Below are 12,828 nucleotides of genomic sequence, written 5' to 3' on the forward strand. Positions count from 1 at the left end.
CCTAATTCCTTCTAGTTCTCGGATCGAGGATTTCACGAAGGCCGTCACCGAGCAGGTTGAATATGAGAACAGTAAAAAATATTGCAAGTCCTGGAAATATGCTGTACCACCACGCATTCAGAAAGTAGTTTCGGCTTGTGCTTACCATGAGGCCCCATTCAGGTGTGGGAGCCTGAGCCCCAAGCCCTAAAAAGCTTAAAGAAGCTATGGTAAGTATTACTCCGCCTATATCCATGGACGCCTGCACAATAATGGGAGCAATGCAGTTTGGTACAATATGCTTTATTATTATGCTTCCTGAAGGAGCGCCAAGAGCCTGTGAAGCCTTGACAAACTGCCTTTCCTTAAGCGACACCGCCTGCCCCCTCACTATTCGCGTGTACCAGGGCCACCATGACAGGGCAATTGCAAGTGTGGCGTTGTTGAGGTTTGGTCCTAAAAATGCTGATATGACTATGGCCAGCAAAAGAGAAGGAAAACCCAGGAATATGTCAGTAACCCTCATGAGCAGTTCATCTGCAATTCCTCCGAAATAACCAGCCACGGCTCCTATGGGAACTCCTATCAATATGGCTACACCGACGGCAAGCACTGCGGTTCTCAATGATATTCTCGTTCCCAGCGCCACCCTCTTGAAGATATCCCTGCCCAGTTCATCCGTGCCGAATGGATGTTCCATGGATGGAGGCATCAGCTTTTCAGCAGGATTTGCATCCTGGTTTACATGGACATCCTCCGGCAGAAATACCGGTACCAGGATGGCAACAAGCGAAAGTATGACAACCGCATAGAGAGCAAAACAGGTGAGTGCATTTTTCTTCAGAAGGTAAATATTCATTTTTTGCTGATTTAATTTGGATTTTATTATTTTGATTCTGGCATCACTGTTCATTTTTACCTCCTATACCCGTACTCTCGGGTCAATGGCTATGATTATATCAGCCAGCAGGTTCAAAATCACGTATGAACAGGCTGAAAATAATGTGACGCCAATTATTGCCGGATAGTCCATGGACATTACAGCTGTAGAAATGTAATTGCCTATGCCCGGCCAGTTGAATATGGCTTCCACGAGAAAGGTGTTTACCAGCGTGTAACCAATGGACAGGGCAAGCACGGTGGCTGTGGTTCCCAGAGAGTTTTTCAGTGCATACTTCCACAAAACAAGGTTTTCTTTAAGACCGTAGGATCTTGCTGCCTTAATGTAATCTTCGCCTAAAATCTCCAGCAGGGCAGAACGTGTCATTCTTGCAACCAGGCCTATGGGATACAGCGAGATGGTTACAGCCGGAAGAACAATGTGCTTCGCGGCATCGAAAAACAGCTTCATGTTTCCGGATATGAGCGTATCCACCGTAAGCAGTCCTGTAAATTTAGGAATGGAGTACAAAAGCTTCAGCTTTGCATCCAATTGACCGCCAAGGGGAAGCAGCTGCAGCCACCTGTAAAAAATAAGCTGCAGAAACAACGCCACCCAGAAGGTCGGCAAGGATACAGCTCCTACTGAAAAGAACCTGCAGAAGTGGTCCAGAAGCTTGTCTTTTTTCTTTGCTGAATAAAGCCCCAGCGGTATGCCTATCATAACAGCCAATATGGTGGATATGATGACCAGTTCCAGTGTGGGCGGAATGTATGATTTTAGCTCATTTAAAACAGGCTGCTTCGTTCTCAGTGACACGCCCAGGTTTCCGTGCAGCAAATCCGTCGTATACTTTTGAAACTGCACCAGCAGCGGTTTGTCCAGTCCCAGTTCCACGGTTGCAGCTTCAATCTGTTCCTTTGTTGCTCTGGGACCAACCCATTGGGCCGCAGGATTGGATGGAAGTACTCTTGTGAGAAAAAACGTAATTGTGACAACTCCGGCTAAAACCAGCAGTCCCAGCAACACACGCTTAAATATATATTTTTTCAAATGTCTGCCTCCAAATCTTTGGGAAGGCAATGCCTTCCCTTGATTTTATTCCATTGCTATTTCTCCCTGTACAGGTCATAGAAGAACACCACAAACGGGTATGCAGGGTTGTCTTCGTGCCCTTTCAGTGAAGGTGATTTTATCCAGGTAACGCTTTTGTCATACATGAATATGGCCGGTGTATCTGCCAGTAGAATTTTTTGCGCTTCTATGAAGTCCTTTTCTGCTTCATCGATGCTTGTTGCTGATTTTTCCTGTGCCCCATCAATCATGGTGTCAAATTGTGTGTTGCTGTAATATCCAAGATTGTACAGCGTCGATTCTTCCGAGTGGAACAGCGAATACAGGTATGAATACGGTGTAGCCAGATCATTCCACCAGTACATTACAAAAATGTCCTGCTGGGCTGAATGATCTGTTCCCATGGCCATTTCCCACTGGCTTTCCCATGGCATTGCCCTTATTTCAAGCTCAACACCTATCTTGGAAAGTTCTCCCTTGTAAAGTTCCGCCATCTTCTTTTCAGCTTCATCACCTGTCATGTAAGTGAGAAGAAGTTTCAATTCCCCTTCTTTTATTCCGGCTTCTGTCAGCAGCTGTTTTGCTTTTTCCAGATTATAGCTGTACCTGAACAGATCTTTTGAATGTCCCCACATGCCATCTGGTATTGGCCCGTATGACTGCTCTGCATAGCCGCCCATGGCATATTTAACGACATCTTCATAAGGAAATGCGTATGAGAGAGCCTCTCTTACCTTCACATCATTCAATGGAGCTTTCTGGGTGTTGAAGAATCCCATAAGGTTGGTGAATGAAGGGTTAACATCCACAACAACGCTTCCGCTTGCCTTTAACGCCTCCACATCCTCTGAAGGAAGTTCAACCGTGATGTCAGCTTCGCCTGATTCGATCATTTGTCTTCTGGAAGATGTTTCGGAAACCTTCTTTACAATTACCTTTTCGAAGTGTTCATCGTCCCATCCCTTCCAGTATGTTTCATTCTTCGTGAGTATTACTTCATCGCCCATACTGCTTTCCTGCAGTTTGTACGGACCTGTTCCGTTGGCATTGCCTCCATCAAACCATGTGTCAGGCTTGTCTTTCAATGAAGGAGACATCATGAAAGCTGCATAGGGACAGCTTGCTATAACGTCCATAGGCGCTGCATATGACAGAACGAATTCCACGGTGTAATCGTCTAATATGTTGATTGTCTCTACCGGAGACCAGATGAAGGCAGCTCCCTGTCCCAGTTCTTTAGTCCTTTCAACGGAATATTTCACAGCTTCCGCATTAAAAGGTGTGCCGTCATGAAACGTTACGCCTTCTCTGAGTTTAAATGTCCAAACCAGACCGTCTTCGCTTTTGCTGTAGTCTGTTGCAAGAACCTTCTCGTATTCCTTTGTATCCGCATTGAATCTTAACAGCTGTTCATAGATGTTATTCAGCACGATGATTCCGTTTGAAAATTCTATGCTGGGATCCCAGTTAAGTATTGGAATGGAATTGTAAGCATAATACAACACATCCATCTGTTCAGCCGCCTGTGGGTTATTTGCACTGGATGCTTCGCTTTGACCATTGCCGCATGCGGTAAGAGATGTTAAAACCATCATAAGCGCTAAAATTAAAGCTAATTTTCTCCTCATTTTTTCCTCCGATTATTTTATGTTTTTTATATACCTACAATCCATGTCAAATCCAAAAAACCTGGGGTTCAATATACTTAGCCCCTTTTCGGTCTTCCACAGATCATGAGATTCAAAACCCAGCACCGAGACCTTGTCCCCGTTCTTGCAGTTCGGATTCGTTATGGGATAACCGCTGATGCTTTCAACAACACAAATAAGATCCGGGCAGGTAACATATGTCTCATCGTTTTTCCATGAAATCATGTTTTCATTTTTATACCATATTTTTAAGCGGTCGCCTTCAAATCTGTCTGCTCCGTCGATGCATATGGTGCCCACTGTGAAGCCGTCTTTTTTTTCCCACTGGGCTTCATCTACAACTCCTTCAAAAAGCAGCACTCCGCCGGCTGCAGAAATTATTTCGTCTATAGGGTTTTTTTCATATTCCAGTGCTTCCCTCTGTGCTTTTCCAACCATTCCTGCATAGCTTAAGGCATTGGGGATAACCGATTCTTTCAGCAGTTTTCCTTTAATGGGATGATCCGCCATACCAACAGAACCTTCGGAACCTACCGCCATAAACCTTGACAAGGCTTCAGCCCTTAAATCGTCTCTGACTCTTGGGAATATGCCCACATCCCCGAATCTGGTTGCCACGGAAAACGGATATATTGGTCTGTCTGTTACAAAGTATGTGGAAAACTGCAGTTCCGGAACAGCTCTTCCTGCTGCGTCGCAATCCACGATATATTTTCCCATTTCTGCGGCTGCTGCCATTGCCTGTCCCGTATTTCCCCCTCCGTACTCAATAGACACGACTCCGTCGAACTTCAAGCCCATGTATTCCTCCAAAGCTTCCACTGCCATTACAAGTTCATTGGACAGCTCCTTTTTTTCTTCTTTTGGAGATACGCTTCCGCAAAAGTACGGATTAATGTAATACCTGTCATCGCTTACTTCGGAAAAATCCAAAAGCTTAAATTCATATCCCTTATTAAAGGCTCTTCGAACAGCTTCCAAACCTTCATCAAGGGATCCGCCTCCGCCTGTTCCCAAAATTGTACAGCCAACCAGGATGTCTTCCACTTCACTTAAATTTAACGTTCTCATTTTCCCTCCTGTTATCATAGTATCGTTTGCATATACAATGCTGCTATTTTTATTTATGCATTTCTATTTCGCGTACATATGGCATTTGTTTTTTCTCAAGTGCAAACAACTTGCACCTTAAATCCCAGTATTATGCCACTTTATCTCTTTAATCTGCTTGTAATTCAAACATGCTGTATCCCAGACGCAAATCATGCAGGATGCTTCATCCATCTGCAGCGCAGTAAATTATGCATCATTTTTTATAAATAATATTATTTTGATTATATAGTAAATAAATTTTGCTGTCTTTGTAATTTTTATAAAATTAGGTTCGTTTTTTTGTATTTAATTTAAAAATCATATGGAAAAATGTTTTTTTGTATAGTACAATAGAAAAATACTACAAAAAGGATGTGCTTCAATGTCTGTAACTGTTCAAAATTTACTGGCTGCCGACTTATTCAAGGATTCGGTTGTTGTTGCAGGTGCAAAAGGCCTCAACAATGAAATAGAAAGAATCAGCTTTATAGACTGCCCTTTTCCGGAAGATATCAATGTAAGCGGACTCATAAAAAAGGGAGATTTGTTCATCAACAGTTTTTACATTGTCAAGGAAGACGATGATAAACTCTTTCAATTCATCAATGCATACATCGAATTCAAATGCTCCGGAAGCATAATCATAACCGAATATATCAGTAAGCTGCCTCAAAGGGTTCTGGATTTGTGCAACAAACATAATTTTCCGGTGGTATTTATCGATCCTGCCATTCCATATGCAGAAATAATTAAGACAACCATGGAAATGATACTTGCAGATAAATCCGACACAATTTCCGAAATGAAAATCGAAAAGATTCTGGACAGCGGCGCAAACAAGAAAACAGTCATGGAAACAGCTGCCGATGTGAACAGGAGTTTTAAGAAACATTATGCTTCCCTGTACATACGGATTCCTGACATTACGAATCAAAAAAAACAGATATTGATTTCTAACATTAAAGCAATCAATTCAATTGAAACAGTGAAGTATAAGAACGGGTTTTTCGTTATATTGAACTTTGACAGGCTTTCGTCCCAGGACATGATGCTCGGACAGATCAAAACAATCCTGAGTTCGTCATACGAGGGCTGCCATATGGGCATAAGCAGCATATTTGAAGAAGTTGAAGACTTCAACATATGCATGAGGCAATCTCTTTTAGCCTTTGAAATATCATTTATATTGGAACAAAACGCTGTTTACTATAAAGACGTCAATTTGTATAAAATACTGTATCCGCTGAAGGATACCGACATATTGACGGACTTTTACTCGGACATAATTACACCGCTTACTGAAACGGAAGCAAACGGCGACAAGCATGAGCTTATAAAGACAATAGAATCATATCTTGAAAATGACGGTGATTTCAAAAAGACAGCACTTATGCTGAACCAGCACGAAAACACCGTGCGATACAGGATTTCCAAAGCAAAAAGGATACTAAACCTGGAAAACAACAATTTTAAATTTATCGAACAGGTATCCATTGCATTGAAGATAAAAAACATACTTAAACTGTAAAATGACATGTTTTTCTACAAACAAAAAAGCCGCTGTAAGCGGCCTTGATTTCAAGAATACCCTTTTGGGTATTTTTATTTGTCTTCGTCTTCAGTTTTTGACTCTTCGATTGCGTCTTCAACATCCTGTTTTGCTTCAGATTTGTCTTTTCCTTTTTTAACAACGCTTCCGATTGCCCATTTTGAGAATTCCAGTCTTTGTTTAGCATGAGCCATTTCCAAAGTAACAACTTCATCATTGACCTTTACTACCTTGCCGTGGATTCCTCCGATGGTTATTACTTCATCGCCGTTTGACAGGCTGTCTCTCATGGCTTTGATTTCTTTGTCTTTCTTTTTCTGTGGTCTGATCATCATGAAGTACATTACCGCAAATAAAATGATCATCATTAAAATTCCGCTGTATTCTTGTGGCATATTTCCTCCTAGGTTTTAATATCCATAATTTTCATAAAACTGTCTTTTAAAGTTTATGAAATTATCTTCCATTATACTAATTCTAATACTTTTCATCAAATTAATCAAGAAAAATAAATTGTGTATGGATGCAAGCCTTGCTCCCAGAATCTCATTTTCATTGAAAAGATGTCTGATGTATGCCCTGGAATAGTTTCTGCATGTGTAGCAGCCGCAGTTTTCGTCTATGGGCTTGAAGTCTTGCTTGTACTTGGCGTTCTTTATGGTGAGCTGTCCTCTGCTAGTCATGAATGCTCCGTGTCTGGCCATCCTTGTTGGAAGCACGCAGTCAGCCATATCGATGCCTCTTTCAACGGCTTCAAACAGGTAATCGGGGCTTCCGACGCCCATCAGATACCTGGGTTTATCCTTTGGCAGCAGGTCTACTGTGTAGTCCATAACGTGACACATGAGGTCCCTTGGCTCTCCGACACTCAAGCCTCCGATTGCGTATCCCGGGAAATCCAGGTCGGTTATCTGCTTGGCGCTCTCTATCCTTAAGTCCTCGTACATTCCGCCCTGCACTATTCCGAAAAGCGCCTGGTTTTCCGTGTTCTCGTGAAATTCCTTGCATCTTTTCGCCCATCTGGTGGTTCTCTTGATGGAATGCTCCACATATTCACGAGTTGCAGGGTATGGAATGCACTCGTCAAATGCCATCATTATGTCGGAACCAAGGTAGTTTTGTATTTCCATGGATTTTTCAGGACTTAAAAAATGTTTTGAACCATCTACATGGGAGCGGAACTCAACACCTTCTTCCCTGATTTTTCGTAAATTTCCGAGGCTGAAAACCTGAAATCCGCCGCTGTCTGTGAGTATTGGTCTATCCCAGTTCATAAACTTGTGAAGACCGCCGGCTTCCTTTATGAGTTCATGGCCGGGCCTTAAGTACAAATGGTACGTGTTTCCGAGTATTATCTGAGCCTCCAGGTCCTTAAGCTCTTCAGGAGTCATGGCCTTTACTGTCGCCTTGGTTCCCACAGGCATAAATATTGGAGTTTCTATGTCACCGTGGTTTGTGTGTATTTTTCCGAGCCTTGCCTTGCACTCCTTCGATTCTTTTATCAGTTCAAATTTAAACATGTTTCACCTTCTTATCTATTTTATGAGCATCGCGTCTCCGAAACTGAAAAATCTGTATTTTTCCTTTACGGCAGCATTGTACGCATTCATTATGTTTTCTTTTCCTGCCAGCGCGCTTACCAGCATCACAAGCGTGGACTCCGGCAGATGGAAGTTTGTGATGAGGCTGTCAATTACCCTGTACCTGTAACCGGGGAATATGAAAATGTCCGTCCATCCCTTCTGTGCCCTCACAAGGCCACTGTCGTCTCCGATGGTTTCAAGCGTCCTGGTGCTGGTGGTTCCTACGGACACCACCTTGAAACCTCCAAGCTTGGCGGAGTTTATTTTTTCGGCTTCCTCTTCTGTAAGCTCATAATATTCCGAATGCATCTTGTGCTCAGAAATATATTCCGCCTTTACAGGTCTGAATGTGCCCAGTCCCACATGAAGCGTGAGCCTGGCAATTTTAACGCCATTATCCTCGATTTTTTTTAGAAGCTCATTGTTGAAATGAAGTCCGGCAGTGGGTGCTGCAGCAGAACCGGGATTTTTTGCGTATATGGTCTGGTACCTGTCCTTGTCCTCCAGCTTTTCATGAATGTACGGCGGAAGGGGCATCTCTCCCAGCTGATCCAGGATTTCCTCGAATATGCCGCTGTAGTCAAACTGAATGATTCTGTTTCCGTCCTCCAGCACATCAACAATTGTGCCCGTAAGGAGATTCTCCTTGAATACTATCTCTGCGCCTTCTCTGGCCTTTTTACCGGGCTTAACCAGCGTCTCCCACCTTTTGTCGTCTATTCTTTTCAGAAGCAGAATCTCTATTACAGCTCCCGTGTCCTTCCTCACTCCGTAAAGTCTTGCGGGCAGAACCTTTGTATCATTTATGACCAGACAATCTCCGGGATTCAGATAATCGACGATGTCGTAGAAATGTCTGTGCTCCACCTGTCCGGTTTTCTTATCCAGAACAAGAAGCCTGGAATGATCTCTTTCCTTTATCGGAGTCTGTGCTATGAGCTCCTCAGGCAGGTCATAGTAAAAATCGCTTGTTTTAAAATCATTTTTTGTTTCCGTCATTTAATTGTTACTCCAGTATAATAGTGTTTTAATATTTCATCGTATGTAAAGCCTTCTGATGCCATTTCCTTTGCTCCGTACTGGCTCATTCCGATGCCGTGTCCCCATCCTCTTCCGTCGAAGCTGTATTGTGCCGAGTTTGTATCCACGATTTTAACTCCATCAGAGCTTATGAAGGCCAGTTTTTCCTGATTGATTTTTTTGTTGCCTGAACTTGAAACAGCATATTTCCCTATGACGCCTCCGGAAATCAAACTTGATGAAGCGGCGGTCTCATTGCCGGTAATGCTGTCAAGGATTCCCCTTGAAGGAACCGTCGAACTGTTTTGAGAAGAAACGGCACTGTCATCGGCAAAATAAAACACGCTTCCGTTCCCTACCGTGAACCATGAGCTCATGAGCCCCAGAAGAAGTCTGGCATTTTCCTTCTTGTATGAAATTTCTCCATTATCAGTTAAAAATATACATTCCATGACCCTGTTATTTTCCGATACCTGGCGTATTTCAATGCCGTAAAGCTCGCTGACGCTGTTTCCGTCATCATTTAGCTTCTTTATTATTTCATCCTTTGCATAGTTTTTTTGCCACTGGTTGTATGGAGAACCCGAGTTATCGGTATACTCGTCGTCAACACCCCTTGCGTAAGGAAGCGACGTGGTCCATACATTTTCCGAATCTTCCGTCTTTCCACCGCTTGTGGAATGGTAGAACGCCTGGATGAGTTTTCCTTCATAGTATATCATCTGTCCTTTTGTTTCATCCACAGCCTGGTTGGTTGAACTTTTTTCATAAGCGTATCCCCAGTAAACCTGGCTGTTCTGGTTGTCTTCAAGGTCATAGCCGTATGCAGATTTAGGGTTGATGTTGTACACGGCATAAGTCCTTGCAGCCACCGCCTGTGCCTTAAGAGCTTCAATTCCCCAGGAAGCCGCAATTTCATTGGGAACGACTCCGTACAGGTAACTTTCCAGGTCAACGTAATTTATGGTAAGAAGCTTTGAACCGTCTATTATTTTAAATCCCATAGACCCCCTGTAAGGCCTGCCGTCAATTTTTATCATGGAGCAGTCTTCCTTGGAGTTAACTGATGTAAACCTCATATCAAGACCGTTTTCATACATGAATACTATGTTGTTGAAATTGTCATATACGGCTATATTCGCAAGATTTGAGAACACAACATCGCTGTTGATCCCGGCTTTATTTAGTTCTCCCATGAAAGTCACAGCTGAGCCTTTATCCTTAAATTTTCCTGCATACACGACAAATTCCTCTCCGTCGTAGAAGGGATAAAAATCTGTTGTGAAGCTGTCTTCATAGTTTTCAGCAGCTTCCTCTGCTTCATCAAAGGAACTGTACGATTTGGATAAACTTATGTGGAAAGGTCCATACTTGGCGGAGTCCTTCTCCGAATCGGTCAGAAAGTTGTAGTTGCCGTCGTAATATGAGTCTATCAGCGCACTTAAGCTTTCGCCCAGGACTAACAGTTCATCACCGTCCTGACTCACTGCAATGTCGTCGTATCCTGATATTCCTGCCTGCTGGTTGTACAGTCTCGGAGACCTGATTCTCACTCTCACTGAATATTCTTCGCCAAAAGCGTAGCATGCGGATGCAAACACAACTAGCATCATGACTGTCATCAATGCTGTTTTATAAAATATTTTCTTCATATCTACCCCTCAAAATCCATAGAAATCTGGTCTGTACTTTTTCTTGTCTTGTTCACGTGCCTGTAGCCCAGTTCCGTAACAACCCTTCCTCTGGGAGTTCGAGCCAGGTAACCAATCTGCAGAAGGTACGGCTCATACACATCCTCTATGGTGACCTTTTCTTCACCGATTGATGCAGCCAGGGTATCAAGGCCCACAGGACCTCCCCTGTAATATTCTATGATAGTGTTCAGTATCCTTCTGTCCAGCTTGTCAAGACCCATTTCATCTATTTCAAGCATCTTCAGTGCACTGTCGGCAGTTCCTGAATCAATTACTCCCTTGCTTCTCACTATGGCATAATCCCTGACACGCTTCAACAGTCTGTTGGCAATACGGGGAGTACCTCTTGAGCGCCTTGCTATTTCTTCAGCTCCCGACTGGCTTATTTCGACGTCTATGATACCGGCAGAGCGAAGGACAATTTCCTTAAGGTCCTCGGTCTTGTAAAAATCAAGGTTGCACATGACGCCAAAGCGGTCTCTTAAAGGTGATGCCAGCATGCCTGAGCGGGTTGTGGCTCCGATGAGTGTGAACTTTGGCAAATCAAGGCGTATGGATCTTGCTGAAGGACCTTTACCAATGATTATGTCAAGGGCGTAATCCTCCAGAGCAGGATACATTATTTCCTCCACGGTTTTGTTCAGCCTGTGTATTTCGTCTATGAATAAAACGTCATTTTCATTTAAATTGGTCAGTATGGCAGCAAGATCTCCCTGCCTTTCGATGGCCGGGCCTGATGTTACCCTGATGTTGACTCCCATCTCATTGGAAATGATGTTGGCCAGCGTGGTCTTTCCAAGACCGGGAGGGCCTGACAGCAGGACGTGGTCAAGGGGCTGGTTTCTCATTTTGGCTGATTCTATGAAAATTCCAAGTACTTCCTTAACCTTGCTCTGGCCTATGTACTGTGAAAGCTTCTGAGGCCGGAGGCTCAGTTCCAGGTCTTCCTCGCCGCTGTTGACGGTGGTTGCTGTAATTTCGTTTTCTCTATCAAACATTTCTATACCTGCCTAGTAATATTTTTGAGGGCTTCTTTTATGATGTCGTTTTCGCTTTTTCCGGTCAGGTCCATGGCATCAAGAGCCTTCCTGGCGTCAAAGGAACTGAATCCCAGTGAAACCAGAGCGTCAATTATGTCTGAAGATTCCCCTGACGGTTGAGGTATCATTTCCCTTTGTGCTGAAGCAGGAATGCTTTCCAGCGTTCCAACCTTATCCTTCAGCTCAAGTATTATCTTGCTGGCTGTCTTCTTGCCGATTCCGGGAACCTTTGACATCCTGGCAGCATCATCCGTGAGAATTATTTCCCTCACCGTGTTTGATTCGTAAGTTGACAAAATGGAAAGGCCTACCTTGGGTCCTACTCCGTTTACCGTTATGAGTTTTTTGAAAAGTTCCATCTCGTCCTGTGTCAGAAACCCGAAAAGCGATATGTTGTCCTCTCTTATATGCATGTATGTAAGTATGAGTTCATGATCCTTTTCCTTAAGCTTGTTCAGCGTGGAAAGCGATGTGTTTATAAAATATCCTATGTTGTTGTTTTCCAGGATAATGTAGTCCAAACCCTTTTTGGCTATTTCCCCTTTGATGTAGCTGATCATATTTTCCTCCGCTGTATAATCAATAATTTAAAATTCTGAAGCTTTCCGCCGATTTGAGAGAATGAGCATGACAAATGGCAGCTGCAAGCCCGTCTGCCACGTCATCAGGTTTAGGCACTTCACTTAGCTTCAGGATTATCTTTACCATTTCCTGAACCTGTTTCTTTTCTGCTCTTCCGTATCCCACAATTCCCTGCTTAATTTGAAGCGGTGTGTATTCGTAGAGAGGTATGTTCTTGTTTTCTGCAGCCAAGAGATGGACTCCCCTTGCCTCTGCTATGGCTATTGCAGTTTTTACGTTCTTGTTGTAAAAAAGCTCCTCTATGGCAACAGCATCAGGCTTGTACAATTCAAAAAGAGCTGTGTACCTGTCGTAAATTTTCTTCAGTCTCTTGGGAAATTCCTCACAGCTTTCTGTTGTAACAGCTCCGTATTCTATAACCTCAAATTTGTTTCCTATGTAATTGATAACACCGTAGCCTGATATGGCCAGGCCCGGGTCTATTCCGAATATAATCATGATGTTTCCTGTTCTGTTTTTCTACCGGCGTTAAAATCACTATTGCCTTATTTGTTCTTAATCCGGTGTTTTTTCATTATAGCATACATTTGTTCTGTTGTTAAGATTTTTTTCGCTCTTTGGTTTTGACTTGTCAGATGATTCCTCATAAAATTTTGTTTTGCATTAATACAAAATGTGCTATAATT

The 12,828-nt window shown here is 43.1% G+C and carries 12 protein-coding genes; 1 reads left to right on the plus strand and 11 read right to left on the minus strand.

Going from position 1 to position 12,828, the window contains the following annotated elements; all coding sequences use genetic code 11:
* Nucleotide 1: 1 nt before the first annotated feature.
* From AAGU76_RS03530 to AAGU76_RS03545, 4 genes are read right to left on the minus strand one after another with little or no spacing between them, the layout of a single operon-like run.
* Nucleotides 2-892 carry an ABC transporter permease gene (locus tag AAGU76_RS03530; RefSeq protein ID WP_342484056.1) on the minus strand — a complete coding sequence of 297 codons (891 nt, stop codon included), beginning with the start codon at nucleotides 890-892 and terminating at the stop codon, nucleotides 2-4.
* A 9-nt stretch (nucleotides 893-901) separates the two neighbouring features.
* Nucleotides 902-1,912 (minus strand): ABC transporter permease, encoded by a 1,011-nt coding sequence (locus AAGU76_RS03535; RefSeq protein ID WP_342484057.1) that lies wholly within the window; start codon nucleotides 1,910-1,912, stop codon nucleotides 902-904.
* Nucleotides 1,913-1,968: 56 nt separating this feature from the next.
* Entirely contained in the window at nucleotides 1,969-3,561 is a 1,593-nt protein-coding gene (locus AAGU76_RS03540) for an ABC transporter substrate-binding protein (RefSeq protein WP_342484058.1), read from the minus strand.
* A 12-nt stretch (nucleotides 3,562-3,573) separates the two neighbouring features.
* Complete coding sequence (locus tag AAGU76_RS03545) at nucleotides 3,574-4,653, minus strand: DUF917 domain-containing protein (protein WP_342484059.1); 1,080 nt, start codon at nucleotides 4,651-4,653, stop codon at nucleotides 3,574-3,576.
* 403 nt (nucleotides 4,654-5,056) lie between these two features.
* Between AAGU76_RS03545 and AAGU76_RS03550 the strand changes: the two genes are divergently transcribed.
* Nucleotides 5,057-6,202: a PucR family transcriptional regulator gene (locus AAGU76_RS03550; RefSeq protein ID WP_342484060.1), complete on the plus strand. Its 1,146-nt coding sequence runs from the start codon at nucleotides 5,057-5,059 to the stop codon at nucleotides 6,200-6,202.
* Between the two features lie 74 nt (nucleotides 6,203-6,276).
* Here the strand turns inward: AAGU76_RS03550 and yajC are convergent, their stop codons facing one another.
* From yajC to ruvC, 7 genes are read right to left on the minus strand one after another with little or no spacing between them, the layout of a single operon-like run.
* Nucleotides 6,277-6,618 carry a preprotein translocase subunit YajC gene (gene yajC, locus AAGU76_RS03555; RefSeq protein WP_342484061.1) on the minus strand — a complete coding sequence of 114 codons (342 nt, stop codon included), beginning with the start codon at nucleotides 6,616-6,618 and terminating at the stop codon, nucleotides 6,277-6,279.
* 15 nt (nucleotides 6,619-6,633) lie between these two features.
* On the minus strand, nucleotides 6,634-7,743 hold the full coding sequence (gene tgt / locus AAGU76_RS03560; protein ID WP_342484062.1) for a tRNA guanosine(34) transglycosylase Tgt: 1,110 nt from the start codon (nucleotides 7,741-7,743) through the stop codon (nucleotides 6,634-6,636).
* Between the two features lie 15 nt (nucleotides 7,744-7,758).
* Nucleotides 7,759-8,805: a tRNA preQ1(34) S-adenosylmethionine ribosyltransferase-isomerase QueA gene (gene queA, locus AAGU76_RS03565; RefSeq protein WP_342484063.1), complete on the minus strand. Its 1,047-nt coding sequence runs from the start codon at nucleotides 8,803-8,805 to the stop codon at nucleotides 7,759-7,761.
* A complete protein-coding gene (locus AAGU76_RS03570; protein WP_342484064.1) occupies nucleotides 8,802-10,478 on the minus strand; it encodes a SpoIID/LytB domain-containing protein in 1,677 nt (558 codons plus the stop codon). The genes queA and AAGU76_RS03570 overlap by 4 nt, the downstream gene beginning before the upstream one ends.
* A 2-nt stretch (nucleotides 10,479-10,480) precedes the next feature.
* Nucleotides 10,481-11,518 carry a Holliday junction branch migration DNA helicase RuvB gene (ruvB, locus tag AAGU76_RS03575; RefSeq protein ID WP_342484065.1) on the minus strand — a complete coding sequence of 346 codons (1,038 nt, stop codon included), beginning with the start codon at nucleotides 11,516-11,518 and terminating at the stop codon, nucleotides 10,481-10,483.
* A 2-nt stretch (nucleotides 11,519-11,520) separates the two neighbouring features.
* Nucleotides 11,521-12,120, minus strand: a complete 600-nt coding sequence (ruvA, locus tag AAGU76_RS03580; protein ID WP_342484066.1) for a Holliday junction branch migration protein RuvA — start codon at nucleotides 12,118-12,120, stop codon at nucleotides 11,521-11,523.
* Nucleotides 12,121-12,139: 19 nt separating this feature from the next.
* Complete coding sequence (gene ruvC / locus AAGU76_RS03585; RefSeq protein ID WP_342484067.1) at nucleotides 12,140-12,640, minus strand: crossover junction endodeoxyribonuclease RuvC; 501 nt, start codon at nucleotides 12,638-12,640, stop codon at nucleotides 12,140-12,142.
* Between the last annotated feature and the right edge of the window lie 188 nt (nucleotides 12,641-12,828).

Source organism: Sedimentibacter sp. (assembly GCF_038562225.1).
GTDB lineage: Bacteria > Bacillota > Clostridia > Tissierellales > Sedimentibacteraceae > Sedimentibacter.

Coding starts and splice junctions, on each gene's coding strand:
- AAGU76_RS03550 (WP_342484060.1), top strand. CDS start 5,057: ATGTCTGTAACTGTTCAAAATTTACTGGCTGCCGACTTATTCAAGGAT.
- yajC (WP_342484061.1), bottom strand. CDS start 6,618: ATGCCACAAGAATACAGCGGAATTTTAATGATGATCATTTTATTTGCG.
- ruvA (WP_342484066.1), bottom strand. CDS start 12,120: ATGATCAGCTACATCAAAGGGGAAATAGCCAAAAAGGGTTTGGACTAC.
- AAGU76_RS03570 (WP_342484064.1), bottom strand. CDS start 10,478: ATGAAGAAAATATTTTATAAAACAGCATTGATGACAGTCATGATGCTA.
- tgt (WP_342484062.1), bottom strand. CDS start 7,743: ATGTTTAAATTTGAACTGATAAAAGAATCGAAGGAGTGCAAGGCAAGG.
- queA (WP_342484063.1), bottom strand. CDS start 8,805: ATGACGGAAACAAAAAATGATTTTAAAACAAGCGATTTTTACTATGAC.
- AAGU76_RS03540 (WP_342484058.1), bottom strand. CDS start 3,561: ATGAGGAGAAAATTAGCTTTAATTTTAGCGCTTATGATGGTTTTAACA.
- AAGU76_RS03545 (WP_342484059.1), bottom strand. CDS start 4,653: ATGAGAACGTTAAATTTAAGTGAAGTGGAAGACATCCTGGTTGGCTGT.
- ruvB (WP_342484065.1), bottom strand. CDS start 11,518: ATGTTTGATAGAGAAAACGAAATTACAGCAACCACCGTCAACAGCGGC.
- AAGU76_RS03530 (WP_342484056.1), bottom strand. CDS start 892: ATGAACAGTGATGCCAGAATCAAAATAATAAAATCCAAATTAAATCAG.
- ruvC (WP_342484067.1), bottom strand. CDS start 12,640: ATGATTATATTCGGAATAGACCCGGGCCTGGCCATATCAGGCTACGGT.